General features: G+C 35.9%; 25 protein-coding genes. All 25 read left to right on the top strand.

Annotated elements, in window-relative coordinates; translation table 11 throughout:
• The first annotated feature begins 412 nt into the window (after positions 1-412).
• Positions 413-1165 (top strand): YveK family protein, encoded by a 753-nt coding sequence (locus tag NSQ89_RS19985; protein WP_341133133.1) that lies wholly within the window; start codon positions 413-415, stop codon positions 1163-1165.
• The gene (locus NSQ89_RS19980) at positions 1137-1835 is read left to right on the top strand and encodes a CpsD/CapB family tyrosine-protein kinase (RefSeq protein ID WP_047942589.1); all 699 of its coding nucleotides are present in this window, start codon (positions 1137-1139) and stop codon (positions 1833-1835) included. The genes NSQ89_RS19985 and NSQ89_RS19980 overlap by 29 nt, the downstream gene beginning before the upstream one ends.
• 589 nt (positions 1836-2424) lie before the next feature.
• Positions 2425-3048, top strand: coding sequence for a sugar transferase (locus NSQ89_RS19975; RefSeq protein WP_430755287.1), 624 nt, complete (start codon positions 2425-2427; stop codon positions 3046-3048).
• A gap of 16 nt (positions 3049-3064) precedes the next feature.
• Positions 3065-3997, top strand: a complete 933-nt coding sequence (locus NSQ89_RS19970) for a glycosyltransferase family 2 protein (RefSeq protein WP_171510124.1) — start codon at positions 3065-3067, stop codon at positions 3995-3997.
• A 5-nt stretch (positions 3998-4002) separates the two neighbouring features.
• Complete coding sequence (locus NSQ89_RS19965; RefSeq protein WP_171510123.1) at positions 4003-5154, top strand: glycosyltransferase family 4 protein; 1152 nt, start codon at positions 4003-4005, stop codon at positions 5152-5154.
• 16 nt (positions 5155-5170) lie between these two features.
• Positions 5171-6601, top strand: a complete 1431-nt coding sequence (locus NSQ89_RS19960; protein ID WP_341133132.1) for a hypothetical protein — start codon at positions 5171-5173, stop codon at positions 6599-6601.
• A complete protein-coding gene (locus NSQ89_RS19955; protein WP_341133131.1) occupies positions 6582-7715 on the top strand; it encodes a glycosyltransferase in 1134 nt (377 codons plus the stop codon). Before NSQ89_RS19960 ends, NSQ89_RS19955 begins: the two co-directional genes overlap by 20 nt.
• A 12-nt stretch (positions 7716-7727) precedes the next feature.
• Positions 7728-8861, top strand: a complete 1134-nt coding sequence (locus tag NSQ89_RS19950) for a glycosyltransferase (protein WP_341133130.1) — start codon at positions 7728-7730, stop codon at positions 8859-8861.
• Positions 8862-10013 (top strand): glycosyltransferase family 4 protein, encoded by a 1152-nt coding sequence (locus NSQ89_RS19945; protein WP_341133129.1) that lies wholly within the window; start codon positions 8862-8864, stop codon positions 10011-10013.
• A gap of 19 nt (positions 10014-10032) precedes the next feature.
• The gene (gmd, locus tag NSQ89_RS19940; protein WP_341133179.1) at positions 10033-11043 is read left to right on the top strand and encodes a GDP-mannose 4,6-dehydratase; all 1011 of its coding nucleotides are present in this window, start codon (positions 10033-10035) and stop codon (positions 11041-11043) included.
• Between the two features lie 71 nt (positions 11044-11114).
• Positions 11115-11696 (top strand): hypothetical protein, encoded by a 582-nt coding sequence (locus NSQ89_RS19935; protein WP_341133128.1) that lies wholly within the window; start codon positions 11115-11117, stop codon positions 11694-11696.
• Positions 11683-12246, top strand: coding sequence for a glycosyltransferase (locus NSQ89_RS19930; RefSeq protein WP_341133127.1), 564 nt, complete (start codon positions 11683-11685; stop codon positions 12244-12246). The genes NSQ89_RS19935 and NSQ89_RS19930 overlap by 14 nt, the downstream gene beginning before the upstream one ends.
• A gap of 31 nt (positions 12247-12277) precedes the next feature.
• Positions 12278-13390, top strand: a complete 1113-nt coding sequence (locus NSQ89_RS19925; RefSeq protein WP_341133126.1) for a glycosyltransferase family 4 protein — start codon at positions 12278-12280, stop codon at positions 13388-13390.
• Positions 13391-13437: 47 nt separating this feature from the next.
• A complete protein-coding gene (locus NSQ89_RS19920) occupies positions 13438-14769 on the top strand; it encodes an oligosaccharide flippase family protein (protein WP_341123359.1) in 1332 nt (443 codons plus the stop codon).
• Positions 14770-14831: 62 nt separating this feature from the next.
• The gene (locus NSQ89_RS19915) at positions 14832-16019 is read left to right on the top strand and encodes a glycosyltransferase family 4 protein (RefSeq protein WP_341133125.1); all 1188 of its coding nucleotides are present in this window, start codon (positions 14832-14834) and stop codon (positions 16017-16019) included.
• An 18-nt stretch (positions 16020-16037) separates the two neighbouring features.
• Positions 16038-17243 (top strand): glycosyltransferase family 4 protein, encoded by a 1206-nt coding sequence (locus NSQ89_RS19910; RefSeq protein WP_341133124.1) that lies wholly within the window; start codon positions 16038-16040, stop codon positions 17241-17243.
• A gap of 5 nt (positions 17244-17248) precedes the next feature.
• Positions 17249-17566, top strand: a complete 318-nt coding sequence (locus tag NSQ89_RS19905) for a PqqD family peptide modification chaperone (RefSeq protein WP_341133123.1) — start codon at positions 17249-17251, stop codon at positions 17564-17566.
• Positions 17554-18042 carry a lasso peptide biosynthesis B2 protein gene (locus NSQ89_RS19900; protein ID WP_144579570.1) on the top strand — a complete coding sequence of 163 codons (489 nt, stop codon included), beginning with the start codon at positions 17554-17556 and terminating at the stop codon, positions 18040-18042. Before NSQ89_RS19905 ends, NSQ89_RS19900 begins: the two co-directional genes overlap by 13 nt.
• Positions 18020-19201: a nucleotidyltransferase domain-containing protein gene (locus NSQ89_RS19895; RefSeq protein ID WP_341133122.1), complete on the top strand. Its 1182-nt coding sequence runs from the start codon at positions 18020-18022 to the stop codon at positions 19199-19201. The genes NSQ89_RS19900 and NSQ89_RS19895 overlap by 23 nt, the downstream gene beginning before the upstream one ends.
• A 3-nt stretch (positions 19202-19204) precedes the next feature.
• Positions 19205-21013 (top strand): ABC transporter ATP-binding protein, encoded by a 1809-nt coding sequence (locus NSQ89_RS19890; RefSeq protein WP_341133121.1) that lies wholly within the window; start codon positions 19205-19207, stop codon positions 21011-21013.
• Between the two features lie 22 nt (positions 21014-21035).
• Positions 21036-22421 carry a sugar phosphate nucleotidyltransferase gene (locus tag NSQ89_RS19885; protein ID WP_341133120.1) on the top strand — a complete coding sequence of 462 codons (1386 nt, stop codon included), beginning with the start codon at positions 21036-21038 and terminating at the stop codon, positions 22419-22421.
• A gap of 133 nt (positions 22422-22554) precedes the next feature.
• Positions 22555-24504: an asparagine synthase-related protein gene (locus NSQ89_RS19880; protein ID WP_341133119.1), complete on the top strand. Its 1950-nt coding sequence runs from the start codon at positions 22555-22557 to the stop codon at positions 24502-24504.
• Positions 24505-24547: 43 nt separating this feature from the next.
• Positions 24548-24685: a paeninodin family lasso peptide gene (locus NSQ89_RS19875; protein WP_123258429.1), complete on the top strand. Its 138-nt coding sequence runs from the start codon at positions 24548-24550 to the stop codon at positions 24683-24685.
• Positions 24686-24807: 122 nt separating this feature from the next.
• On the top strand, positions 24808-25737 hold the full coding sequence (locus NSQ89_RS19870) for an aldolase (protein WP_341133118.1): 930 nt from the start codon (positions 24808-24810) through the stop codon (positions 25735-25737).
• A complete protein-coding gene (locus NSQ89_RS19865; RefSeq protein ID WP_047942563.1) occupies positions 25734-26033 on the top strand; it encodes a lasso peptide biosynthesis PqqD family chaperone in 300 nt (99 codons plus the stop codon). The genes NSQ89_RS19870 and NSQ89_RS19865 overlap by 4 nt, the downstream gene beginning before the upstream one ends.
• Positions 26034-26049: the final 16 nt, after the last annotated feature.

The raw sequence follows: 26049 nt of genomic DNA, 5'->3' as shown, positions 1-26049 counted from the left end.
CCTGAGACCCTGCAGGCTGAAAGCCGAAGCGGCTCAGCGCGAGCCCCACGGAAAGCGAACCCCCGAAGCGGAAAGCAACATCCTGATTCAAAGAGCTTATTAAATATACTTTTACTCAAACTTCTTTTTCCAAAATACATGAGTTTGTCTACAGTCTGCTTAAAGTACTTCTTTTTTATATCTAGTTTTTTATCAAACAAAATAGATCTAGAATAATATAAGTGCTTACATTTAAGTAATGTTCTATTACTAATTAGATGTTATGTTAATTTAAGTAAAAAAATTATAAATCATTGAAAATTACTATGGCAAATAGGATGAAAAGATGTATAATAGACATAAGTTCTCTATAAAGAACGAAAATTAAGAAGATGTAATTTTATTAAGCACGAATAATCTGGGAGGTATTCTATTGGAAGGAATTAAGTCGATTAAAGAGATTATTGCTGTTTTGAAAAAAAGAATGTTACTTATATTGATGGTATCCATTGGAGCTGGCATTGTAAGTGGCTTATATACTAATTATAAAATAACGCCACTCTATCAAAGCAGCTCACAGCTTTTGGTTAATAAAAATATTGAAAAAGTCGTTGATGTCAGTGAATTGGATGTAAGATCCAATATGGATTTAATCGATACATATATTGTCATTATTAGAAATCCAGTCATCTTAAATGATGTGGTTGAAAAGCTCCAACTACCAATAACGGCAGAGCAATTAAGTAGTCAAATCCAAGTTGCTAAACAAGATTCTACACAAGTTTTAAATGTAACAACTACAGACACTAATCCAGAACGAGCTGCAAAGATTACCAATACTACTATTACTACCTTTTTAGAAAAATTGCCATCCTTAATGAAGGTTAATAATGTGCAAATAATGAATGAAGCAATAGTAAATGAAAAGCCGATCAGCCCTAGTATAACTGTTAATATAGGAATTGCGGTTGCTTTAGGAGCCATTATGGGAGTGGGGTTAGTCTTATTATTTGCCTTTTTAGATACGACCGTAAGATCAAAATCAGATTTAGAAAAATTAAATATTAAAGTAGTTGGAACGCTATCTGCCATCTCTGAAAAAGACAGAATCCCTCAATCACTTATGGAATCCTTAAAAGCAGAAAGGAGATCGTTAAATGTCACCACTACCGAAACGGAAATCTAAATTAGAGAGGGTAAGTAATCTGTTATCTCATCTAAAACCTAAATCGCCAATCAGAGAACAATACCATGCAATTCGTGCTAGCATTCAGTTAGCTATTAATGAAAATCAGATTAAAACCTTAGCAATTGTATCAGGTGAAGAATCAGAAGGAAAGTCTACCTTTTCTGCTAATCTAGCAATTGCTTTTGCAGAGGTAGGAAAAAGAGTTCTTCTGGTAGATTCCAATTTTCGTCATCCAACATTACACACATCATTTGAAGAAAATAATGAATTTGGTTTAAGCACTATACTTGTAAACAGGGACAGGCTAGAAGAATGTGTAATAGAAACACCTATTGACCATCTTGACCTGCTAACTAGTGGACCTGTGCCTCCTAATCCATCAGAACTGCTCGGTTCACCTGCAATGGAGATGTTAGTAAGCAACGTATCCCATCAATACGATATGGTTATATTTGATACGCCATCACTAGTATCTGTTGCTGATTCTTTATTACTATCGAATATATCAGACGGAGTATTAATGGTTGTACGAAGCAATAAAAACAATATAGAAACCGTTGAATTTACAAGGGATATGCTTTCGAATTCCAAAGCGATTTTTTTAGGTGCAGTGCTTAATGATGAGCGAGTGAGTAAAAGGCAGCGTAAAAAAGTGAGAATAAACTAGAGCTGAAAAGCAAACTGCTTCACTTAAGTATTTTTTTATAAATAAACCCATTCGACAAAAAATGCTATTTCCTTCTATTGGATACATTGTTATAATGACGATTATTCAAATGTTCTTCAAAAAGAACGACTTGATTTTAATATAAATATAGTGTTTTTAATTGAATTTTTATAATCTTTTAGAATATAGGCCTTTCTAAGGTTATATATTTTTAATGATTCGTTCTTTATTAAGAATATGTTGTTTTTTGAAATGAATTTTTTGGTGATGTCTCTTAACCAATATCAATAGAGGCACTCGGTCATGCTGTGGGTAGGATGAAGGCTCTACCTTAGCGCTAGTCTGCAAAAGTGTGATGTGAGGAGAGGTTAAATGCCTCATTTTAAAAAAATTTAACGAAGGAAACCAGTTCGTTTTCTTCGTTAAGTTTTTTTAAAAGAGAAATAAATATTATTATCATTGTTACTAGATAAATAATATTTATTGTAACTCGAACATATTAATTAGCAGTTAACAAGAAAGCTGGTGAAAGTAGTTGTCGTTAGGAGAAAAATCATTAGTAAGAGAATTAAATGCAAGGACAGAAGAAGTGCTGATCAAAGAGCAGAAAGCTTATCTTCTTTTCAAAAGAGTCTTCGACATTCTTTGTGCCATCATAGGGCTGCTTATACTTTCGGTATTATTCTTCATTATTGGATTTTTAATAAAGCTCGAAGACAAACGGGGATCAGTCTTTTTTAAACAGACGAGAATTGGAAAAGACGGTAAACCCTTTGAGATGTATAAGTTCCGTTCTATGGTATCCAATGCAGAAGACCTTAAAGCCTCGTTAATGGATAAAAATGAAGCAACTGGTCCTGTGTTTAAAATAAAGGACGATCCAAGAGTAACAAGAATCGGCAAATTTATTCGCAAGACTAGTATCGATGAACTTCCGCAGTTAATAAATGTTATTAAGGGAGAAATGAGTTTAGTAGGACCAAGGCCTTCCCTTCCCCAAGAAGTAGCTGCCTATTCATCATATGAAAGACAAAGATTAAAGGTAGTTCCAGGCATCACCTGCTATTGGCAAGTTGGTGGAAGAAGTAACCTTAGTTTTATGGAATGGGTAGAACTAGACCTTAAATATATAAGAGAAAGAAATCTATTTATTGATTTTAAGTTAATTATCAAAACTTTTTTTGTCCTATTTGGATCAAAGGACGCGTATTGATTGGGGGAATGAAGGAATGGAAACGTCGGTAATTATCCCGACCTATAAGCGGACAAATGATTTAAAAAGATGTTTAGAGGGATTATGCAGACAACTTCATAAACCTGATGAAGTAATAGTGGTAGTTCGTGATACAGATAACCAAACTGCAAGCTTTCTAAAAGACTATCAATCTATTATTTCTATTAAACAAGCAATCGTAACTCGACCAGGTCAAGTTGCCGCATTAAACGAAGGGCTGCAGCAGGCCGCAGGAGAATTCATTTGTATATTAGATGATGATACAGTGCCGCATACTCATTGGCTTCAAAAGATAATCGACATATTTAAAAGCTCCGACCAAATTGGAGGAGTCGGCGGGCGTGACTGGGTAGTTCACGACAACCACAAAGAAGTTGGAAGGAAGGATCCTGTTGGAAAGGTACAATGGTTTGGTCGTGTCATTGGCAATCACCATTTAGGATATGGAGAAGCTCGTGATGTAGATGTATTAAAAGGAGCAAACATGAGCTATCGACGAAAGGCCATTGCTGGATTAACTTTTGATGAAAGGTTATTAGGGCAGGGAGCACAAATACATAATGATATGGCATTTAGCTTAAGTGTAAGAAAGCGCGGATGGAGGCTGGTATATGACCCGGAAGCAGCAGTGGATCATTATCCAGCTCCGCGATTTGATCTCGATCAGAGAGGGGAATTTAATAAGGAAGCGTATTTACAAGGGGTATTTAATGAAACTTTGATCTTATCTGAATATATGTCAAATCCGATCCGAAAATTATTATACATAGGATGGTCTATAATGATTGGTACATCTGACAGACCGGGAATATTACAACTTATTCGACTTTTAAAGAAAAAGCCAAAATCCAACTTCCAAAAATTCTCCGTAAATATTCATACTCGATTAGGATTTCAAAAAAAATTAAAAACCATAGTAAGGAGTTAAGCTAGATGAAAAAGAAACTAGCGATTGTTGCCCATAACATAAACAATAGAGGTGGAATGGAAATTCATCTCTCAGAGATGATTAGGCGACTAAGTAATGAATATGAGATCACTGTTATTGCTTCGGAATTAAGTGGGGAATTTCGCGAAGTTAAATTCATAAAAATTCCAGTTCCACAGAGACCTGTTTTTCTAAAAAGTGTACTTTTTGCGGTTATAGCAAGTCTTGTTTTGTTTATTAAAAAATATGATTTAGTTCATACAACAGGTGCGATAGTTTTTAACCGAGTAGATATGTCTACTATTCATTTTTGCCATCGGGCATATAGAACCCTTGGGCTAAATGATCGTCTCAAACATACAAAATCATTTGCTCATAAAATAAATTCTTGGTTACAAGGCAATTTTGCTTTATGGATGGAAGGGGTTTGTTATCAGCCAGACCGTATTCCGCATCTAGTAGTCGTTTCTGAACATGTTAAAAAAGAAGTTTTAAAGCATTTTCTTTATAAAGAAGATGATATAAGTATTATTTATAATGGGGTTGATGTTTCAGCTTTTAGACCAGCATCTATTGAAGAGAAAAAGCATTATAAGAAAAAACTAGGAATTCCTACAGAGGCTTTAGTATTCGTTTTTGTTGGTGGGGATTGGTCAAGGAAAGGTCTAAGAATTCTATTAGAGGCTTTTCAAGAATTATTATCGAGGAATGCAGAACTAAAAGCAAAAGTATTAGTAGTAGGAAAAGGGGACAAATCAGCAATATTGAAAGGTTTTTCTAAGGAGGTAACCGATCATGTTATTTTTCACGGCTTCAAAGAGAATCCAGCCGATTTATATAGATTGTCAGATATATATGTTCTCCCTAGCTTATATGAAACGTTTAGCATTGCATCATTGGAAGCAGGGGCATGCGGTTTACCAGTCATTATGACTTCTGTTGGTATTGCTAATATAATTGCCGAAGATAACATTACAGGGTATACCGTTGAAAGAAATAAGGAATCAGTTTTAGAAGCAATGGAGAAATTAGCATTAAATCCAGAATTAAGAGACAAGATGTCATTCCAAGTTAGAGAACGATCGCTAAATATCACTTGGGATGAGACCTATAAGTTATTTCAAAAGCAATATGAGAATTTAATTGATGTGTCTTAAAAGTGAGGGCTGAATATTGACTACTTTTCTTTATAGAAGAAGATTAATGGAGTTAGGGATTCTATTCTTAGCTCTTCTTGTTGTTGGCAGACTTTCAATAAGTCCTGGAAATATAAGAGTACTTATATTTGCTAGTCTCTTTATCATTACATTAGCCATGTTAGCAATCGTTAGAGAACGAATCATTTTCTTTTTAATAGTCTACTTAGCTTTTATGGGCTTAATTCGAAGGGCGCTAATCCCTATTGCAAGCTGGAGCTCATTTGATCCTTTACTAATACTTGGACCAAGCATAACGATTATTTTAGCTCTTTCTTTATTTTGGGAATTGAAAAGTCAACAGAGCCTAGGAGAAGAGAAGCCGGATAAATTAATGGTTGCTCTTTTTCTTTTTGGTTGTGTACAAATGTTTAATCCATACTCTGGGAGTCCGATATCAGGTTTTGTAGCCGCGATATATATAATTGTTCCTTGGTTATGGTATTTCATTGCATTCTACAAAATTAAGCAAAAGGATATAGTCAGGATTTTAAATATTGTAGAAGTAATCGGTACAATGATTGCACTTTATGGCATCTACCAGACATTCTTTGGAATTCTTCCATTTGAACAAATGTGGGTGGATCTGACGGGGTATGCTGCTTTGTATCTAGCAGAAGATACAGTAAGAGCAATTGGCACATTTCCGAGTGCACAGGAATTTGTTTATTTTACAATGATTACTTTTATGATTGGATTTACAAAGTTGATATATAAAAAAGATCCTTTACTACATCTACCTGTGGTGTTGGTTACCCTATTATCTATCTTCTTCGCTAGTTCAAGAACGATTATTTTTTTTATAGCAATTGCAATTTTTATTGTTTTGATCGTAACGAGAAAAACGTTAATAAGAAAAATTACTACAGGAATCATAAGTATTATAGCTTTTTATATGATCTGGATGACCTTACCCAATTTAAACCCTGCGTGGTTCGGAGTTGCAGAACCAGCTGTTTCCCATATGGTTGAAGGTTTAGTAGATCCTTTATCAGAGGATCAAACCGGTTTAGGGCATATTGAGCGGTTTGTTGATGGTATGAAATCTATTTTTACTAACCCAGTTGGACATGGGATTGCTTCTGTTACAAAGGCTGCTGATAAATTAGCAACAACGGAAGCGATGTCTACTGAGATTGACATATCCAATATGATCGTAGCGATGGGAGTAGGGGGAATTATTTATATGGCTGTGGTTTTTACTACCATTTATAAAGCTCTCTATCTTATAAACAAGAAGAACCATTTGGAATATGCAATATCATTGGCAATTTTTCTCGGAGGATTTGGAACATGGATAAATGGAGGTTTCTATACAGCCACTATTATAACATGGCTCTTAGCGGGTTGGATTCACAGACAATATAGTATTTATCGAGGTGAAGTTAATGCATTTAGTAGTCATTAGTCATGCTTGTGTTACCGATATAAATCAACAAGTATATGCAGAAATCGAAAAGATGGGACATCAAGTTGACTTAATCGTCCCCAGTAATTTTGTTGCACCGGGATTAGCGGATAAACCAATATCAGTGAAAAGGTGGCCTCAATTTAGCGGAAGAATTATGGAGGTTCCTATTTATTTTAATAAAAGTATTCCACTTCACTTTTATAAAAAAAGATTTAAGCATTTCTTTGAAAATTGTAAACCAGATGCTGTATACGTTGCAGAAGAGCCATATTCTCTTAGTTGTTTTCAAGTTTTAAGAAGTGCCTTACCCTATACAAAAGCAATCGGTTTTTATTCCGCACAAAATATAAAAAAAAATTATCCATTTTTATTTCGAAAAATGGAGAAATATGTTTATAAGCATTCTTCTCTTGCGATTAGCATTAGTGAAGATGTAACAAAGGTATTAAGAGAAAAAGGATATCAAAATAAGATTTATGAAGTCCCATTAGGCGTAGATGAAGAATATTTCATCGTTTCTCCAGATTTAAGGGTAAAGGCAAGGAAGGAAGTGGACATTCCTTCTCATGCTTTTGTAATAGGATTTGCTGGACGAATTGTAAAGGAGAAGGGCATAGATCTATTAATTAAGGCATTTAGTTCTGTTTATAAAAGGAAGAATGATATGTACTTATTAATTGTAGGAAGAGGGCCATTATTAGAAACGATGAAACAACTAGCAATAGAATTGGGAGTGAGAGAAAGAGTTAAATTTATAAATGATGCAATCCATACGGAAATGCCAAAATGGTTTAATTGTATGGATGTTCATGTACTTCCCTCCATTACAATATCTAATTGGAGAGAACAATTCGGTAGAGTATTGATTGAAGCAGCAGCATGTGGTGTTCCTTCTATTGGTAGCTCGAGTGGTGAGATTCCATATGTAATGGATAAGCTTGGAATGAAAAGTATATTCAAAGAAGGGGAAATTAGTCAGCTTGCAACTGAAATAATAAAGGCTAGTGAGTATAAAAACGATGCTAATACTATTCGAAGATTTACAATTGAAAAATATGGGAATAAAGGTGTTGCAGCTCAATTAATTAATGCATTTGAAGCGATTATTTGAAGGGGGAATAATGTGAAGTTATTGATAATTTCATCTGTAGGTGAACTCGGTGGTGGTGCAGAATCAATGCTTTATGAACTAATCTTTAGCATTAAAGAGGAAATTGAGTTGGAAGTTCTATTTATGAAAGACGGAAAATTAAAGAAAGCTGTAGAGAATTTGAAGATTAGGACACATTATTTAGAAATACCTAGGATGAAAAATGGGGTGGGAGTGCTAATCTGGATGACAAAATATAATCAAGTATTAAAAAAAATAAATCCAAGCATCGTATTAAACTGGATGCCTAAAGCCCATCTGTTTACTGCACTTCCTAATTACTTTGCAAAAAAAACAACATACTGGTGGCAGCATGGGGTTCCCAATCCTCCCAATTTTTTTGACAAAGTCACACCGAAATTACCTGCAAAGAAAATTGGCAGTTCCTCCAATATTGCAAAGTTAGCACAAGAAAAGCTAACTAATAAACCAGTTTTCTGCACTTTTCCAGGCTCAGATGTAGCAAAACATTCTCCGGATTTAAAAAGTAGAAAGGTAATTAGAGAAAAATATGGGATTGATGAAGAGACAATAGTTCTGGGTAATGTTGGGAGGATACAAGGTTGGAAAAGACAAGATATCTTGATAGAGGCTGTTGAGTTATTGATTAAACAAAACAAAAGGGTAAAGCTTTTAATGGTAGGCGGAAATCTTTATAATCTCGATAATGAATATGAAAGAAAGATAAATCAGTTGATTATAGAAAAAGGATTGAGTGAGTATATTATCACTACTGGCAATCAATTAAATGTAGCTCCTTTTTATGACGCAATGGATATATATGTTCATACAGCTAAGGGAGAACCTTTTGGAATAGTTATGGTAGAGGCGATGTTACATGCAAAGCCGGTCGTTGCCATCAAATCCCCTGGTTCAATTGAAATCGTAAAGGATATGGAAACAGGATTATTGGTTAATTCAGACTCTCCTGAAATGGTAACAGACAAGATAGAAGCTCTAATAGAAATGGAGGATTTTCATCGAATGGGTTTAAAGGGGAGAGAAAGAGCGATTAGCCTATTTTCCAATAAACAAATGGGACAAAAGATACTCTCGGAAATAATGCTGGATAAAGAACCCGATAATTATAAAAAGGAAGTGATATAAATGACCAATAGATTATTTATATCTGTAGATTTTCCACCAGAAAAGGGTGGTATTCAAAACTATGTATATGGCATTGTTTCTCATCTTGATCCTATGAAAACAGTTGTTTTAACTTCTAATAGATTAGGAGAGGATGTCTATAAAGAATTCGATGGCAAACAGTCCTTTCAAACATATCGAATCGGAATCTCTAACAAGGTGTCCATGGTCAAACAAATAGTGCAGCTGTTTGTTTTATTTTTCTCTATTTGCTCCATTAAAAGAAACCATCATATAAAGGAACTCCATTTCGGAAATATAATGCCGATTGGATTGGTTGGTCCATTTGCTAAGAAATGGTTAAAGGTTAAGTTTTATCCATATATCCATGGTCTTGATTTTCTTGAGTCTAAGACCAATCCATTAAAGTATAAGTTACTAAATTATAGTTTAAAACATGCCACGAAAATAATATGTAATAGCAATTATACGAAAAATGTGCTGATACAATCAGGTATCGAAGAAAGTAAGTTAATGGTCATTCATCCAGGAATCCATGCCAATCTTCAATCTAAAAAGTTACATAAAGAAGCAGTAGTAACTAAGTACCAACTCCAGGATAAATTTGTTTTGTTAACAGTTGGTCGACTAGTAGAGCGTAAAGGCCATGATAAAGTACTAGAAGCATTAAAGGAGCTTGTGCAAGATAATCCGAATATTAGATATATTATTTGTGGCAAGGGGCCAGAACGTGAAAAGTTAGAAGCACAGACAAAGAAATTACAATTAGAGAAGTTTGTAATTTTTACAGGGGCCATAGATCAGAACGAATTGGAAGCATTATATGAGGCAGCGGATTTATTTATTATGTTGAATAGGGAATTGAAAGAGCAAGGAGATGTAGAAGGCTACGGGATCGTCTTTTTAGAAGCGGGCATGCATAAATTGCCAGTTATAGGAGGAAACAACGGAGGAGTGCCAGATGCAGTAGTGAATGGAACGACTGGCTACCTAGTAAATGCTACAGATATTCAAGAGGTAGTAAACACGATTCAGATGTTACAGCAAGATAAGCGGCTAATAAAGGAAATAGGGATAAATGGATATAAGTGGGTTAATAGCAATTGTTTATGGTCGAGTAGAGTGAAGCTCTTAGACAACCTAGAGGGATAAAGGAAGGATGGCGAGAACATTGAAATCTGCACTGATTACTGGGATAACTGGTCAAGATGGAGCTTATTTAGCACAATTGCTATTAAATAAAGGATATAAAGTGTTTGGGTTACTGGCCAGAAGAAGTACAGATACATTATGGAGATTAGAGTATCTGCAAATTAAGGAAGAAGTGGTATTAGTTGACGGAGATATGACAGACCTGTCTTCTTTGATAAGAGCATTACAGTTAGCCAAACCTGATGAAGTATATAATTTAGCAGCGCAAAGCTTTGTTGGGACCTCTTGGGAACAGCCAGTATTAACAGCCACTATCACAGGTATAGGAACAGTGAATATTCTGGAGGCTATAAGGTTAACGAATCCAGGGATAAAATTCTATCAAGCATCAACAAGTGAAATGTTTGGATTAGTGCAGGAGGAGATTCAAACAGAAAAAACACCATTTCACCCTAGGAGCCCTTATGGAGCGGCTAAATTATACGCACACTGGATGACAATTAATTATCGAGAAAGCTATAAAATGCATACTTCTTGTGGCATTCTTTTCAATCATGAGTCGCCATTGAGGGGAATTGAATTCGTCAGCAGAAAAATCACAGATGCTGCGGCAAGAATAAAGATGGGGATACAAAAGGAATTGAGGCTGGGCAATATAGAAGCCAAAAGGGATTGGGGCTATGCAGCAGATTATGTAGAAGCAATGTGGCTGATGCTTCAACAAGAATCAGGAGATGATTACGTTATATCTTCTGGAAGAACAACAACTGTACGCAGACTTTGTGAAATCGCCTTTAGCTATCTTGATTTAAATTATCAAGACTATGTAGTGATAGATCCTCAATACTACCGTCCAGCAGAAGTAGATGTTCTCTTGGGAGATTCATCGAAAGCGAGAAGAAAGTTAAATTGGAGAGCGAAGACAGAGTTAGAGCAGATGGTAAAAGTAATGGTGGATGCGGATGTACAGAGAATAAGGAAAGAACTAAACAGCTATCCTTCTCTTTTTCCTAAATTAGCAAATTTATAGAAAATTAACTTTGAAGTAGTCAAGAACTGCTTCTTTTTTATGCATAAAAATGGCAAAAAGGAGGGGAGCCAGTGAAGCAAGTTGGAAAGATTAAAGTACTGTTCCTAGTACACACGGCAATAATTGGAGGGGGAGAAAGAAGTTTAATTGATATATTGACCTATATCAACAAAGAAAGATTTCAGCCCACATTAGTATGCTTTGAAGACGGTCCACTTGTGGAAAGAGTATCGAAAATTTCTGGTGTGGAGGTTGCTGTCATTCCATTTTCCGAGAAAGTATTGAAGTATAACAGAGATGAAAAAAGTACATTAAGGTTCTTGTCCATATTCTCTTTATTTGTCCCAATGGTTAGACTTTTTTCTTTCATGTATAAGAATGAGGCAAAGATTGTCTATTCTAACTCAATGAAAGCCCATTTTATTGGACTTGTTGTTGGGAAGCTGGCATTTAAAAAAGTTATTTGGCATGTAAGGGATATTATGGATGGTGGAATAAATAAGAAATTATTTGTTTTGCTGTCAAAGTTTGCGGACGAAATTATATGTATTTCAAAGTCTGTATCCAGTCAATTTGGAAAAACAGAGAAGACAAAAATTGTCTATAACGGAATCCTTCCATTAGAGGAGGTTAGAAGTCGTGAGGGAATTTAAAGTTGCTATTGTGGGTCAGATAGCTAGATGGAAAGGGCAAGACGTGTTCATTAAGGCAGCAAAGCTTTTGCACCCAAAGTACCCCGAGATCAAATTTTCGATAATTGGAGATGTTTTGTTTGCGAAAGAAGAAGAACTTCAGTACAAGAATCATTTAATAGAATTAGCGAAGGATTGTAATTATATTCAGTTTCTAGGTCATAGAGAAAACGTTTTGGAATTACTGAAAGATATCGATATCCTAGTGCATGCTTCTACTAGAGCAGAGCCTTTTGGCAGGGTGATTATTGAAGGAATGGCTTCTAGAAAGCCAGTAATCGCAGCTGGGATAGGAGGGCCGTTGGAGTTAATTGAGGATGATTTCACAGGTATCTTATATTCACCAGGAGATTACAATCAATTAGCTGAAAAAATAGCGTTGCTTTACAAAAATGAAGAAAAATATAATTATGTTGCGAGAAATGGCTATCACAAGTTCAAAGATAATTTTGATATTAGAAAAACAGTGTCATTAGTAGAAAAGTATATTAATTCTCACATTAGGCAGTAAACAATTATATAAATACATTTGAGGTGTGAAAATGAAAGTAGCTCTAATATCAAGTGCTGATTATGATCCAAATACCGGAGTTTCTGGTACTCGAATAGCTTTTAGAGATGCTCTTAGAGAGTTAGGCGTGCAGGCCGATACGTATTTCATGGATGATTTAAAAAGTTTTTCTGGGGGGCTAATGGATAAGGTCTTATTCCCGTGGAAAGTAGCTTGGAATAAGATGAAATGGAATGATTATGATGTGATAGACGTCGCTTCAGGGGATGGCTGGGTATTATCTTCTATGAGAAATCGTCCTACTACCGTTTTTAGTAGTCACGGATTAGAGCATTTAGCCCATCATGAGTTATTAAAAGAATCAAAGAATGGCCATGTGAATTTAAGCTGGAAATATCCTATATATTGGGGTGGGTTCAGACTTTGGGAAGTAGCTAAGTCTATAAAGATGTCTGATGTGTCTATATTCTTAAATGAAAATGATAAGAAATATGCAATCAACCATTTCAAAGTCAATCCTAAAAGCGTCTATATTGTTCCCAATGGTATACCAGATTACTTTATAGGGAGAGAATTTACTCGGAAAGGGGATGACAGTAAGTCAATTAAAATAGTGCAGATCGGGAGTTACATTCAAAGAAAAGGGATAAAATATACATCGGAAGTAATGAATGAACTACTTCAGAAGTATCCAAATATAGAACTAACTTTTCTGGGAACAGGGTGTAATAGGGAAACGGTCTATCAAGATTACATTCCTGAGGTAAGAAGTAGAGTAAAGGTAATGGAAAAATATAAACATAGCGAACTGCCGGAACTACTAGAACATTACCAAATTAATCTTTTTCCTTCTTTATCTGAAGGATTTGGAAAAACATTGATAGAGGCTATGGCTTGTGGTCTGGCGCCAATCACCTTTGAAACACCAGGTCCGTTAGATATTTTGACGAATATGCATGATGGACTTGTGGTGCCGAGGAGAAATACAGAGTTATTGCGGAATGCTCTAGAAAAGTTAATTAACCAACCGGCATTATTATATGATTTACAAGTGAATGCTTATCATACTGCTCAAAAATATAGTTGGAATCAAGCGGCAAAGCAGCGATTAACAGTATATGAAAAGGCAATTGAGGTTAGATGAATATAGGAATAAATGTGGAAAACTATCGTAATAATAGGAGCTATTAGATGAAAAAATTATTTTTATCTAGTTTATCTGTCAATCTATTTATAATGATTGTCAATTTAATTACTGGTATATTAAGCGCACGTTATTTAGGAGCATATGGGAGAGGGGAATTGGCAATAGCAACTAGATGGCCGAATTTATTCATCTTGCTTTTTACGTTTGGGTTGCCTGGTGCACTTACTTTCTTAGGAAAGAAAAATAATAAGGAACAAAGCAGCTATTTAAGTGCGTATTTTATACTTAATGCTATTATAGGTCCTATTGGTTTAATTATCGGCTTTATAGTTTTTCCAATGATCATCTCCAATCAACCCGCTTCTATTATAAATATGGCAAAAATATCATTACTAGCATTACCTTTTGCCATAATGTCTCATGGTCTAATAGGAAGTCTACAAGGTATAAATAAGTTTAAGCATGTGATGGCGATTAAATTAATGACGCCATTTGGGATTGTTACAATAATTTTAGTTCTTATTTTTGCTGGTAAATACAATGTCTATAATTTCATTGTTATAACTACTTTATTAAATGTTCTTATTTGTATCATTTCCTTGTTAATGGTTTTAAAGTTTATCAAACCAACATTAAATAACACTTTAAATAAAACGAAAGAATTAACAAAGAGAGGTATTCAAATTTATGGCTATTCCATAACATCTAGTTTTGGTAATCAAATGGATCAGTTGGTGATTTCCTTAGTTCTAAGTCCGTTTATTTTAGGTTTATATACAGTAGCTGTAAGTATTAGAAATATGTTAATATCCCTAATTCATGGAGCAATAAGTGTCTATTTGATGCCTAAATTAATGGATTTAAAGGGTACCGAGAGATATATGAAAGTGGAAAGAATACATGGGACGCTATTCTACGGGACATTCTTTGTATCAATATTCTTAAGTAGTGTGTTGCCTTTAGTGATTCCTTTAATTTATGGGAAAGAGTTTGTAGATTCCATCATTATGGGGGTAATACTCTTAAGCAGTGTCCCTTTTTCGATAGGAAATGCGATATTAGTCAACTTTTTAACTGCTGAAGCTAAGTTTCATAGAATTACCTGCTCGGAGATTTTAGGTATTATAGTGGGGTTAATTGTTACAGTACTTTTATATAGATTTATGGGTGGAGAAGCGGCAGCGTTGGGAGTAGTGAGTAGTTCGATTGCTAAATGGATTGTAAATTTACATGCAAGCTGTAAGATAGGTGTAAACTATAGGTCATTATTCACCCTTTATATAGATTCATATAAATCACTATTGCAATTACTATTAAGTGTAATCTATATAAATAAATTTCAGAAACATAAATCGACAATTAACAAAAATGTATGAGTAAAACTAATAAATTTATAATAGTTTTTTAGTAGCAAGCATACTGAAGGAGGTCGAATCTTATGAAAACAGCCATCATCCACGACTGGTTAGTAGTCTACAGCGGGGCGGAAAAAGTGCTGGAGGAGTTACTCAAACTATTCCCAGATGCAGATCTATACAGTACGGTCGAACATCTAGAAGCCAAAGACCGGCATTTTATTCAAAATAAACAGGTGAAAACAACCTTTATACAAAATCTTCCTTTCTCGAAGAAGAAGTATCGTAATTATCTTCCTCTTATGCCGTTAGCAATCGAGCAATTGGATCTTTCTAAATACGATTTAATCATCTCCAGTTCTCATGCAGTTGCAAAGGGAGTGATAACAGGTCCGGATCAGCTGCATATATCTTACGTATATTCACCAATACGCTATGCCTGGGATTTGCAGCATCAATATTTAAGGGAATCGGGTCTTGAAAAGGGGATAAAAAGCTGGATCACAAGGTTCATTCTGCACTATGTTCGAAACTGGGATTATCGAACAGCAAATGGTGTGGATTTTTTTATGTGCGTATCTGACTTTATTGGGCGGAGAATTTGGAAGGCGTATCGGAGGGAAGCCAAGACAGTATATCCTCCAGTAGATGTATCTGCGTTCACGTTAAGAGATGAGAAAGAAGACTTTTATTTAACTGCCTCACGGATGGTACCGTACAAAAAGATAGATACCATTGTAGAATCTTTTTCTTTATTGCCAGACAAGAAACTAGTTGTCATAGGAGATGGTCCGGACTTTAAGAAAATTAAAGCAAAAGCTGGGTCAAATGTTATTTTGATGGGATACCAGCCTTTTGAAGTATTAAAGGACTATATGCAGCGTGCGAAAGGCTTTATTTTTGCTGCGGAAGAGGATTTTGGAATTGCTCCATTAGAAGCACAAGCATGTGGAACACCTGTTATTGCATACGGGAAAGGCGGGTCTCGGGAGACAGTTAGAGGATACAATGAATCTACTAGTCCAACAGGGCTCTTTTTTTATGAACAAAATGTGGAAGCAATTGCGGCGGCTGTCCAAAAATTTGAGCATATCCAGATAGATTCGATTGATTGCCGAAATCACTCCTTATATTTTTCGAATGAACGTTTTCAAAAAGAATTTAAAGCGTTTATTGATACCAAAATCAATGAATGGAGAATGAAAAAAGCTTTAGCAAGTGAACAGGAGGCTACTTCTGAACACTGGCTGCATAAGAGAAAGAAGGCATGATAAAAAGGAGGCATTCCCATGAAAACAGCAATTATCCATGATTGGCTGGTAGTTTATAATGGGGCAGAAAAAGTACTAGAGGAGATACTCAAGATTTATCCAGATGCAGACCTTTACAGTACAGTCGATTACTTAGATGAGAAAGATCGGCATTTTATTCAACATAAGAAAGTGAACACGACTTTTATTCAAAAGCTTCCTTTTGCAAAAAGGAAGTATCGTGCGTATCTTCCCTTAATGCCATTAGCCATTGAACAATTAGATTTATCTAATTATGATCTCATTATCTCTAGCTCCTATGCTGTAGCAAAAGGGGTCATAACTGGACCAGATCAGCTTCATATTTCATATGTTCATTCTCCTATTCGCTATGCTTGGGACCTTCAGCACCAATATTTAAAAGAAGCAGGGATGGATAAAGGAATAAAAGGATATTTAACTAGATTTCTACTGCACCAAATTCGTAATTGGGATTATCGAACAGCAAATGGTGTAGATTTTTTTATGTCTAATTCTGATTTTATTGGAAGAAGAATCTGGAAGGTTTATAAAAGAGAATCACAAACGGTATATCCGCCCGTGGATGTCTCTAGATTTAGCTTCTATCCAGACAAAGAGGATTTCTATCTTACTGCTTCCAGGATGGTTCCTTACAAGAAAATAGATACAATAGTTGAAGCATTTTCTCTGATGCCAGATAAGAAATTAATCGTAATTGGGGATGGTCCGGATTTTAAAAAAATTAAGGCGAAAGCAGGTTCAAATGTTCACTTGATGGGCTATCAATCCTTTGAAGTGTTAAAAGACCATATGCAGCGGGCAAAAGGTTTTATCTTTGCAGCGGAAGAAGACTTTGGCATAACCCCTCTAGAAGCACAGGCTTGTGGTACGCCAGTCATTGCTTATGGAAAAGGGGGATCCTTAGAAACGGTAAAAGGATACAATGAATCGCTTCATCCAACTGGGTATTTCTTCTATGAACAAACACCAGAAGCGATAAGAAGGGCTGTGGAGCAATTCGAACGATTACCATTCAATCCAGTCCATTGTCGAGAGTATGCTTTGAATTTCTCTCCGGAACGGTTTCGGACAGAATTCAAACAGTTTATAGAGGAAAAAATAGCGCACAAACAGCAAATTTGGGAAAAGACAACGAATATCAATGTAGTAAAATCTTATATCATTTCAGACGTTCACTGGACAAAGAAACAATCAATCAGTTAGGAGCGATGATGATGTTATTAAATGAGGAGTTAGCGAGAGATTGTTTTTATCAAGTTAACAAAGAAAATACATGGAAAGAATTAAATAGCCAAATGTATATATGGAATCAGCAAAATAATACGTATTACAAGATTGGAGAAATAGGGACTGTGATATGGGAATATTGTAAGTATCCGATAAGTGAGCAGCAAATCGTAGCAATGTTAATGGAGGACTATGAAGTTTCAAAAGAAGAATGTGAGCAGCAAGTAGAATATTTTTTAGCAGAATTATTAGCAGATAATTTACTAGTAAAGGTAGATTTAAAAGGATGCCTAGAGTGATACAGAAAGTCAAGAAATTTATCAAAATGGATTTTAAACTAAAATGCCTAATGATGGAGGCATTTATTTTTTTGGCAAGAGGTAGGTTTTTGAAACTATTGCCATTCGCGAAAGTTGCTCCTAGTCTGGGTGAAGAATCGATGGAAACGGAAGTTCAGGTAAATGGCAATGAAAAGATGATAAAAGATGTATCATTGGCGATTGAGACGATGAGCAAATATACATTTTGGGAAAGTGCCTGCCTTGTCCAAGCAATTGCAGCAACGAGAATGTTAAATAGAAGAAAGATTCCAACCACTTTATATCTAGGTATCGCAAGGGACCCAGCAGGCAAAATGGAAGCACATGCATGGGTTAGAAGTGGTTCGCATTATGTGACAGGTGCACGCGGTAAACAACGTTTTACCGTTGTGAATACATTTGCCAGTGGTATGAGTAAAAGAGGTGAAAAGAATGAAGGGATCAGAAGAAATTGATCTGTATAGCTGTTCCAATGAACTGCAGTTGTTATTAAGGCTATTGAATGAGGAAGAAGACTCCATAAAACTGATAGAGGAATTTTATAAAAAGGTAGATTGGAAGGAGTTTCTTCAGCTGGTTTATTTTCATAAAGTGTATCCATCCATCTATTTAAGACTGTCTAGTATAGACTCTCCCTATTTACCTAACAACGTAGTCAAAATAGTAGAGGATTTATATAAAGACAATACAATCAAAATGCTTCAATTAATCAAAGAACTAGATAATATTTCAACTGCATTAACGAAGAATAAGATCCGCATGCTGACTTTAAAAGGACCAATTCTTTCCTATTATTTGTACGGAGACTTATCTTCCAGAACTTCCAACGATCTTGACATTCTGATTTCCTTTCAAGATTTAAAGTCAACGATAGAAATACTGCAAGCAAAGGGATATGAAATGGAGTATGAACCACCACGAAAATTAAAAGATTGGCAAAAAAGAAACCATCATCTTGAATTCCTTCATAAAGAGAAAAATTGCAAAGTGGAAGTGCATTGGAGACTTCATCCCGGTCCTAGTAAAGAGCCGAGCTTTGAAGACTTATGGAATAATCGCAAAACATTGTCTATAGGGTCAACAGCATTCCATACTTTAGGTGAGGAAATATTGTGCTATTATCTTGTTACACATGGGGCACGTCATGGCTGGTTTCGTATTCGGTGGCTAGTAGATATTGTGCAACTGCTGAAGAGAGAAGAAGATATTAATAATTGTCCAAAGGCCTTTATGGAAAATCAATCCTGCCACCTCTATCAACAAGTGCTCTATTTAGTAGAAAACCTACAATTAAGCCCAAAAAGGTATCAGAGAAAGATAAAGAAGCAATCGAAGGGACTTGCACAAAAAGCTTTTCTATTCATGAGAGAAAGAATCAACTTTTTTCATCCTCCAGATAAGATATGGGATAAGGAAGGAAAAAAGTATCTATTTATGATGAAACCATTTAAGCAGAAGGCAGCTTACATCATTCGGAAATTCTATGCTAATTCATGGGATGCAGAAGTGCTTCCTTTACCAAAATCATTGCACTTTCTTTATCTTCCATTAAGACCAATTTTATGGCTGTGGCGAGTAATTTTAAAGCAAAAAGTTTCACTTAGGAGACTTTAGAAAATGAGAAATCTTATTGTTTTTTTTAAGAAACTGCAGGCAGTTACTGGAACGAAGATGTATCTTAATATTTTTCTTAGCATTCTAATAAGTGCCCTTGAAGGAATTAGCATTTATCTTTTAATACCAATGCTTTCTGTTATTGGATTGTTGAATATGCAGATAAATGATCTGTTTCCTATTACTTTAATAGTAGCAGCAATGGAAAAGCTGCCATTTCAACTAAATTTGACTTCTGTCTTATTGATTTATCTTCTATTGATAGGTGGTCAGGCTTTGCTGCAACGGAGTCAAACGATTTTAAATACAGATATCCAGCAGAACTTTATTAAACAGCTGCGACTAGAGACATATGAATCACTTATCAAAGTGAAGTGGGAATATATGCTGAGAAAAAGAAAGTCGGATTTTAACTATATTCTCACAACAGAAATATCACGAGTCGGCGTGGGAACACATAGTATTATCCAATTAATCAGCATTGTATTTTTTACTATTGTTCAAATAATGCTGGCTTTTCTCTTATCACCATCCTTAACAAGCATAGTCTTAATTATTGGTGGGTTACTTAGTATTTTTATGAGGAAATTCGTAAGGAATTCTAAAACAATAGGCAAAGAAACAACAGAGTTAATGAACGATTACTTTGGAGGAATTACAGAACAGTTTAGTGGAATGAAAGATATGAAAAGCAATATGCTTGAGCCATCTTTTTTTGATTGGTTTCAGTCTAAGTCTCATTTAATTCATTATAATGTGATGAATTTAGTTCGCTTAAACGCTAAGTCTGTATTCATTTATCGGCTGATGGCTGGTATCTTGATTGTCCTTTTTGTATCTATTTCTTTTTCCTTTCTTAAACTGCCGCCAGAGAAGCTTATGGTAATTATTTTGATTTTTTCAAGATTATGGCCGCGGTTTTCCTCCTTGCAAAGTAATGTAGAACAAATTGTTTCCATGTTTCCGGCATTAGATCATGTTCTGCGTGTTCAAGCGGAAAGTAACAAAAGCCAAGAATGGAGTACCTTTCGCACAAGGGAATGGGAGCCATTTACTCTCGAACAAGCAATAGAATGTGACCATGTTTATTTCCGCTATCAACCATCTCAGGAAGACTGGACATTAACTAACGTAAATATTCATTTTCCGCTTAAGAAAACAACTGCTATAGTTGGGCCGTCAGGAGCGGGAAAGACGACATTAGTCGATTTAGTAATGGGTTTGCTGCAGCCTGAAAAAGGCAGATTGCTTGTAAACGGAAAATCGTTAACAGAGGAGGAGTTGCTGTTATATCGGAATTCCATTAGTTATGTTGCTCAGGAGCCTTTTTTATTTCATAGCAGCATTCGAGATAATTTATTAATGGTTGCACCAAAGGCGACAGAACTGGAATTATGGCAAGCTTTGTCATTTGCTGCTGCAGAGAATTTTGTTAAACAAATGCCGGAAGGATTGGATACGGTTATTGGAGATAGAGGAATAAGGCTTTCAGGGGGAGAGCGCCAGCGTCTCGTTTTGGCGCGGGCCATCTTGAGAAAACCGGCTATTCTCATATTAGATGAAGCAACAAGTGCATTAGATAGTGAAAATGAACAGAAGATTCAGCAGGCAATTGACCAATTAAAAGGGCGAATGACGATAATCGTAATCGCTCATCGTCTATCAACGATTCGAAATGCAGATAAGGTAATGGTATTGGAATCTGGAAAGGTAATACAAGAAGGGGAATATAAGCAATTGGCGCAAACAAAGGGAGCGTTAAGAAAAATGCTTGTTTCCCAAGAAGTAGCCGGAAATCAAACATTGGCTTAATTTCAAAAAGGAGAGGATGAAATTGAAACTTGTTTTATTGTCTGGCGGCTCTGGAAAACGTCTATGGCCGTTATCCAATGATGCCCGTTCAAAGCAGTTTCTGAAAGTGTTAACCGATGAAGAGGGCAATAAGGAATCGATGGTTCAAAGAGTGTGGGGACAGCTTGAAAAAAATGATCTTGCCAAGGATTCGCTGATTGCAACAAGTAAATCGCAAGTGGAAATGATTCAAATACAAGTTGGAACACAAGTGCCTATTGTGGTAGAACCAACAAGAAGAGATACATTTCCAGCAATTGCTCTAGCCGCTGTCTATTTATATTCTGTTAAAGGCTGCAGTCCTCATGAAGTGATAGCGATACTTCCTGTTGATCCTTTTGTAGAGAATCACTTTTTTTCGAAGGTAAAAGAGCTTGAGAAAACGGTAATAGAAAGTAATGCAGACCTCGCTTTAATAGGAGTGCAGCCAACCTATCCTTCTGAAAAATATGGATATATGGTTCCTTTTGATGAAGAAGAGAGGAGTTATATGCGAGTATCCACTTTCAAGGAAAAGCCGAGAAAAGAAGAAGCAGAAAGACTAATAGAAAGTGGCGGATTATGGAACAGTGGGGTGTTTGCTTTCAAAATCGAATACCTGCTTAATATCTTGTTGGAAAGAGGCTATCCTATTCAATATGAGCAACTAGTAAGTCAATATCACCTATTACCTCAGAATAGCTTTGACTACGAAGTGGCAGAGAAGGCAGAGCAAGTAATTGCTTTATCCTATACGGGCTATTGGAAAGACCTTGGAACCTGGAATACGTTAACAGAGGAAATGCAAAACCCGATTAGTGGAAAGGGCTTTGTTAGTAAAGGTATAACCAATTCTCATATTGTAAATGAGTTGGATATCCCTATTACACTAATAGGTTTAAATGATGTGGTGGTGGCGGCAAGTCCGGATGGAATTTTAGTAACAAATAAAGAGGATAGTCTGCAAGTGAAGGAAATATTAAAAGACCTAATAGAAAGACCTATGTTTGAAGAGAGAAGGTGGGGCTGGTATAAGGTATTAGAACATACGAAATATCTCGAAGGAAATGAAGTTTTAACAAAAAGAATATGTGTAGAAACCGGGAAGAACCTGAGCTATCAAGTTCATTACAAACGAAGTGAGGTATGGACAGTTGTTAAAGGAGAAGGTGTCCTAGTATTGGATGATCAACTACAGCATATTCGGTCAGGGGATGTTATTCATATTCCACTAGGAACAAAGCATGCTTTAAGAGCAACCAGTACAATGGAAATTATTGAAGTACAGACAGGCAGTGAGCTAGTTGAGGAGGATATTTATCGATTCTCACTAGAATGGAAACAAATAATGAATGGAATAACCTATAAAAATCTGGCAATAACTTTATAAACAGGTATTGCTAGGAAGTCTGTAGTATGATATGTTCTTAATAAAGAATTTGTTAGGAGCACATTACTTAGTAATCGTATTTTTTTAAGATTTTCGTTCTTTATTAAGAATAAATGAGGGTGAAACACAATAAATGAGTGGTATAGCTGGAATCTTATATGAAAATCAAGCGAGCATAGCAACAGAGCATGCTAGGAGAATAATGAATGGGTTTCAAGGATTCCCTTCCGATGATATTCAAGTATATAGCAGGATGAATATTTTTCTTGGCTGTCATGCACAGTGGATTACCCCAGAATCAATTGGAGAGAGAAATCCTTATTTTGATAAAACAAGCGGAGTGGTAATCACCTCTGATTCTATTATTGATAACCGAATGGAATTGTTTCAATCCCTGCAGGTTGATCGCTCTTTGCAGCAAATTATTTCTGATACGCAGTTAATTCTTCTTGCTTATCTTAAATGGGGGGAAGAAACTCCGAAATATCTGATTGGAGATTTTGCCTTTTTTCTTTGGGATGAAAGGCAGCAAAAGTTATTTGGTGCAAGAGACTTTTCGGGAAGCAGAACTTTATATTATGTGTATAAGGAAAGGCAGTTCTACTTCTCAACGGTAATAGAATCGTTATTGAAATTACCAAATGTCAAGCAGCGGTTAAATGAGGAATGGCTAGCTGAATATTTAGCTATTGCTGGAGTAGTAGATACGGTTGATTCTTCCATTACGCCTTTTATCGGGATTGAGCAAGTGCCGCCATCACATAGCATCACAATTGAAAAAGGACGGAAAAAAGTAAAGAGATATAGTCAGATAAGCTCTGAAGTAAAACCAATACATCTACCTACTGATAATGATTATGTAGAAGCGTTTCAGGAGGTTTATCAATCAGCTGTCAAAGCAAGGCTAAGAACCTATAAAAAAGTTGGGTCTCAGTTAAGTGGTGGATTGGATTCAGGGTCGGTTGTCAGCTTGGCAGCCAAACATCTTCGAGGAGATGCTGGCTTACATACTTTTAGCTATATACCACCAAAAGACTTTATTCCATTTGGTCCGAAGAATTTAGTAGCCAATGAATCAGCCTTTGTAAATAAAACAGTGAATTATATTGGCCATTTACAGGATCATTACCTGGATTTCGAAGGGGAAGATTCCTACACACAGTTAGACGAATTTTTAGAAATAATGGAAATGCCCTATAAGTTTTTTGAAAATTCCTTTTGGATTAAGGGGATTTTTGAAGAGGCACAAAAACGGGACATAGGCATTCTTCTGAATGGAAATCGAGGAAACCTGTCTATATCGTGGGGAGGAGTGCAGGATTATCTTCCTCTTCTACTAAAACAATGTAGATTGCTTAAACTCTATAAAGAAGTGGAGGCATATAGCAAAAACATTGCAAGACCACGGAAAAGGGTTGCTGCGATGGTGCTTAGAGAAACTTTTCCTTTTTTAAATCAGCAAAGGAAGAAATATACAACGGGAGGGCCGCCGCCGTTGATTAAGCCAGAGTTTGCAGCGAAAACAAGCATATATACGAAATTAGCAGAAGCAGGAATTGATGCAACAGGATGGTTTTCTGAATTAAACGCATTTGAGCAAAGGAGAAGGCATTTTGATGACTTATTTCACTGGAATGCTTCCAATACATTCATGACCAAACTTTCGCTGAAATATGGATTAATCAGTCGAGACCCGACAAATGATTTACGAGTTATTCGTTTTTGTTTGTCTATTCCAGAAGATCAGTATGTACAGAAGGGAATGGATCGTGCTCTGATAAGAAGAAGTACGGAAGGATATTTGCCTGATGAAATACGACTGAATCAGCAAATAAGAGGGGCTCAAGGGACGGACTGGCTTTATCGAGTAATTCCCCATTGGAAGAGTCTATTGCAGGAGGCTAGGGAGGTTTCAAAAGATCCAGCGATTCTTTCCTATATTAATTATAGTTGCTTGAAAAGGGGACTGGATAAGCTAGAAAAAGGAGCAATTTCTGAATACGCAGTGGATCCTGATGTCCGAGCATTGTTTAGAAGCATTATCGTGTATCGGTTTTTAAAAAAGCTAAAGTTGGCAGGATGAGTAGGAAGATACTAGATCTTACAACTTGAAAGGAGGTGATAAGATGAACAAGCTTGAATGGAAAGAGCCAAACTTAGAAGTTTTAGATGTAAAAGAAACAATGGCAGGACCATTTAATAACAATAAGTTAGATGCAACTTATGAAACTGGAACGCCATTCCCTGATCTTGGCTGGAGCTAATGATCAATTCCACTTTTAGGACATAATAGTTATATTTTTTCGATCTGCCTCCATCCTTCGCTGTTAAGAAGGTAGAGGCTTTTCTTTTTGATAGGATAAGGAAGAAGGCGTAGGAGGGACATATGATAACAAAAAGTGCATTTCGTTATTATGCTTTTGGATGCCATGTGTACAGCGAATTCATGCTGCCAGAGTTATGCAAAGAAGAAAAAGTAGAAGTCATTCCAGAACTAGTGATTAAAGAAAAAGACCTGCGGGAATATTGGAATGCTAAAGCAAAGGCAAATAACTATTTTGTCATAGAGAGGGATATGGTTCTCTTCCATGTTCCAAATATCGCAATATTTTTAATCGAAAAAGGGGAAAGCATTTCTATCACGTTATTGTCGGCAAATAAAATGGATGAAATGCGCCTCTATTTATTAGGTACATGTATGGGTATTCTGCTCATGCAAAAACGAATTCTTCCTCTTCATGGCAGTGGAATTGTGATTGAGGGGAAAGTATATGCCATTGTAGGGGACTGTGGCGCAGGCAAGTCTACATTAGCAAGAGCATTTTTACAAAAAGGCTATAAATTGATAAGTGACGACATTATTCCAGTCCAATTAAATAAAGACGGAAAACCAATTGTTATCCCTACCTACCCCTATCAAAAGTTATGGCTTGAGAGTTTGCATGAGTTTGAAATGACTAATCTTTCTTTCAAACCGATTGCTTATCGAGAAGAGAAATTTAGTGTGCCAATAGAACAGCAATTTGAAACAAACTGTCTCCCGCTGGCTGGCCTTTTTGAGCTCACAAAAAAGGACGGAGAGAAGATTGAAATAAAAGAAAAACGGAATCTTGAACGGCTGCAAATATTGTATAAGCATACTTTTCGGAACAGCTTTCTTCAACCATTAGGTTTATTGGAATGGCACTTAATAACCACATCTAAATTCTTAGAAAGTACCTCTATTTATCAAATCGAACGGCCGAAATCTCGCTTTACTGCAAAGGAACTGGTAGAGCTTATTTTAACAATGCAAAAGGGAGAAGAAGACAAATGAGGAAAACACAAGCGCAAATAAATAAACAGACTATCGTTGTACAAACTCCAGGACACATTGTGAGTGATATGAATGGAGAAAAAGTAATGTTAAGCATTGCGAATAGCAAATACTATAATTTAGGTCATATTGGAGGCGATATTTGGGAATTAATAAAGGAGCCAATCTCGATTGACCGAGTGGTAGCTATCTTAATGGAAAAATATGAAGTAACACAACGAAAATGCGAGCAGCATGTTTGTTCCTTCTTGGAAACATTAAAAGAGGAAGGTTTGATTACAATAAAGAGTACCTAAAGGAAAAGAGGAGAAT

Origin of the sequence: Niallia sp. FSL R7-0648, from assembly GCF_038007005.1 — a bacterium.
In the GTDB taxonomy this organism is placed as follows: Bacteria; Bacillota; Bacilli; order Bacillales; family Cytobacillaceae; genus Niallia; species Niallia circulans.
The sequence above is the reverse complement of the archived record's forward strand: the minus strand, read 5'-3'. Positions and strand labels throughout refer to the sequence as shown.

What these genes read in the sequence shown, in the direction of transcription:
- NSQ89_RS19925 (WP_341133126.1), top strand. Translation starts at nt 12,278, where the DNA reads ATGAAAGTAGCTCTAATATCAAGTGCTGATTATGATCCAAATACCGGA.
- NSQ89_RS19900 (WP_144579570.1), top strand. Translation starts at nt 17,554, where the DNA reads ATGCCTAGAGTGATACAGAAAGTCAAGAAATTTATCAAAATGGATTTT.
- NSQ89_RS19970 (WP_171510124.1), top strand. Translation starts at nt 3,065, where the DNA reads ATGGAAACGTCGGTAATTATCCCGACCTATAAGCGGACAAATGATTTA.
- NSQ89_RS19875 (WP_123258429.1), top strand. Translation starts at nt 24,548, where the DNA reads ATGAACAAGCTTGAATGGAAAGAGCCAAACTTAGAAGTTTTAGATGTA.
- NSQ89_RS19980 (WP_047942589.1), top strand. Translation starts at nt 1,137, where the DNA reads ATGTCACCACTACCGAAACGGAAATCTAAATTAGAGAGGGTAAGTAAT.
- NSQ89_RS19865 (WP_047942563.1), top strand. Translation starts at nt 25,734, where the DNA reads ATGAGGAAAACACAAGCGCAAATAAATAAACAGACTATCGTTGTACAA.
- NSQ89_RS19920 (WP_341123359.1), top strand. Translation starts at nt 13,438, where the DNA reads ATGAAAAAATTATTTTTATCTAGTTTATCTGTCAATCTATTTATAATG.
- NSQ89_RS19965 (WP_171510123.1), top strand. Translation starts at nt 4,003, where the DNA reads ATGAAAAAGAAACTAGCGATTGTTGCCCATAACATAAACAATAGAGGT.
- NSQ89_RS19905 (WP_341133123.1), top strand. Translation starts at nt 17,249, where the DNA reads ATGATGATGTTATTAAATGAGGAGTTAGCGAGAGATTGTTTTTATCAA.
- NSQ89_RS19945 (WP_341133129.1), top strand. Translation starts at nt 8,862, where the DNA reads ATGACCAATAGATTATTTATATCTGTAGATTTTCCACCAGAAAAGGGT.
- NSQ89_RS19870 (WP_341133118.1), top strand. Translation starts at nt 24,808, where the DNA reads ATGATAACAAAAAGTGCATTTCGTTATTATGCTTTTGGATGCCATGTG.
- NSQ89_RS19895 (WP_341133122.1), top strand. Translation starts at nt 18,020, where the DNA reads ATGAAGGGATCAGAAGAAATTGATCTGTATAGCTGTTCCAATGAACTG.
- NSQ89_RS19910 (WP_341133124.1), top strand. Translation starts at nt 16,038, where the DNA reads ATGAAAACAGCAATTATCCATGATTGGCTGGTAGTTTATAATGGGGCA.
- NSQ89_RS19955 (WP_341133131.1), top strand. Translation starts at nt 6,582, where the DNA reads ATGCATTTAGTAGTCATTAGTCATGCTTGTGTTACCGATATAAATCAA.
- NSQ89_RS19880 (WP_341133119.1), top strand. Translation starts at nt 22,555, where the DNA reads ATGAGTGGTATAGCTGGAATCTTATATGAAAATCAAGCGAGCATAGCA.
- NSQ89_RS19890 (WP_341133121.1), top strand. Translation starts at nt 19,205, where the DNA reads ATGAGAAATCTTATTGTTTTTTTTAAGAAACTGCAGGCAGTTACTGGA.
- NSQ89_RS19915 (WP_341133125.1), top strand. Translation starts at nt 14,832, where the DNA reads ATGAAAACAGCCATCATCCACGACTGGTTAGTAGTCTACAGCGGGGCG.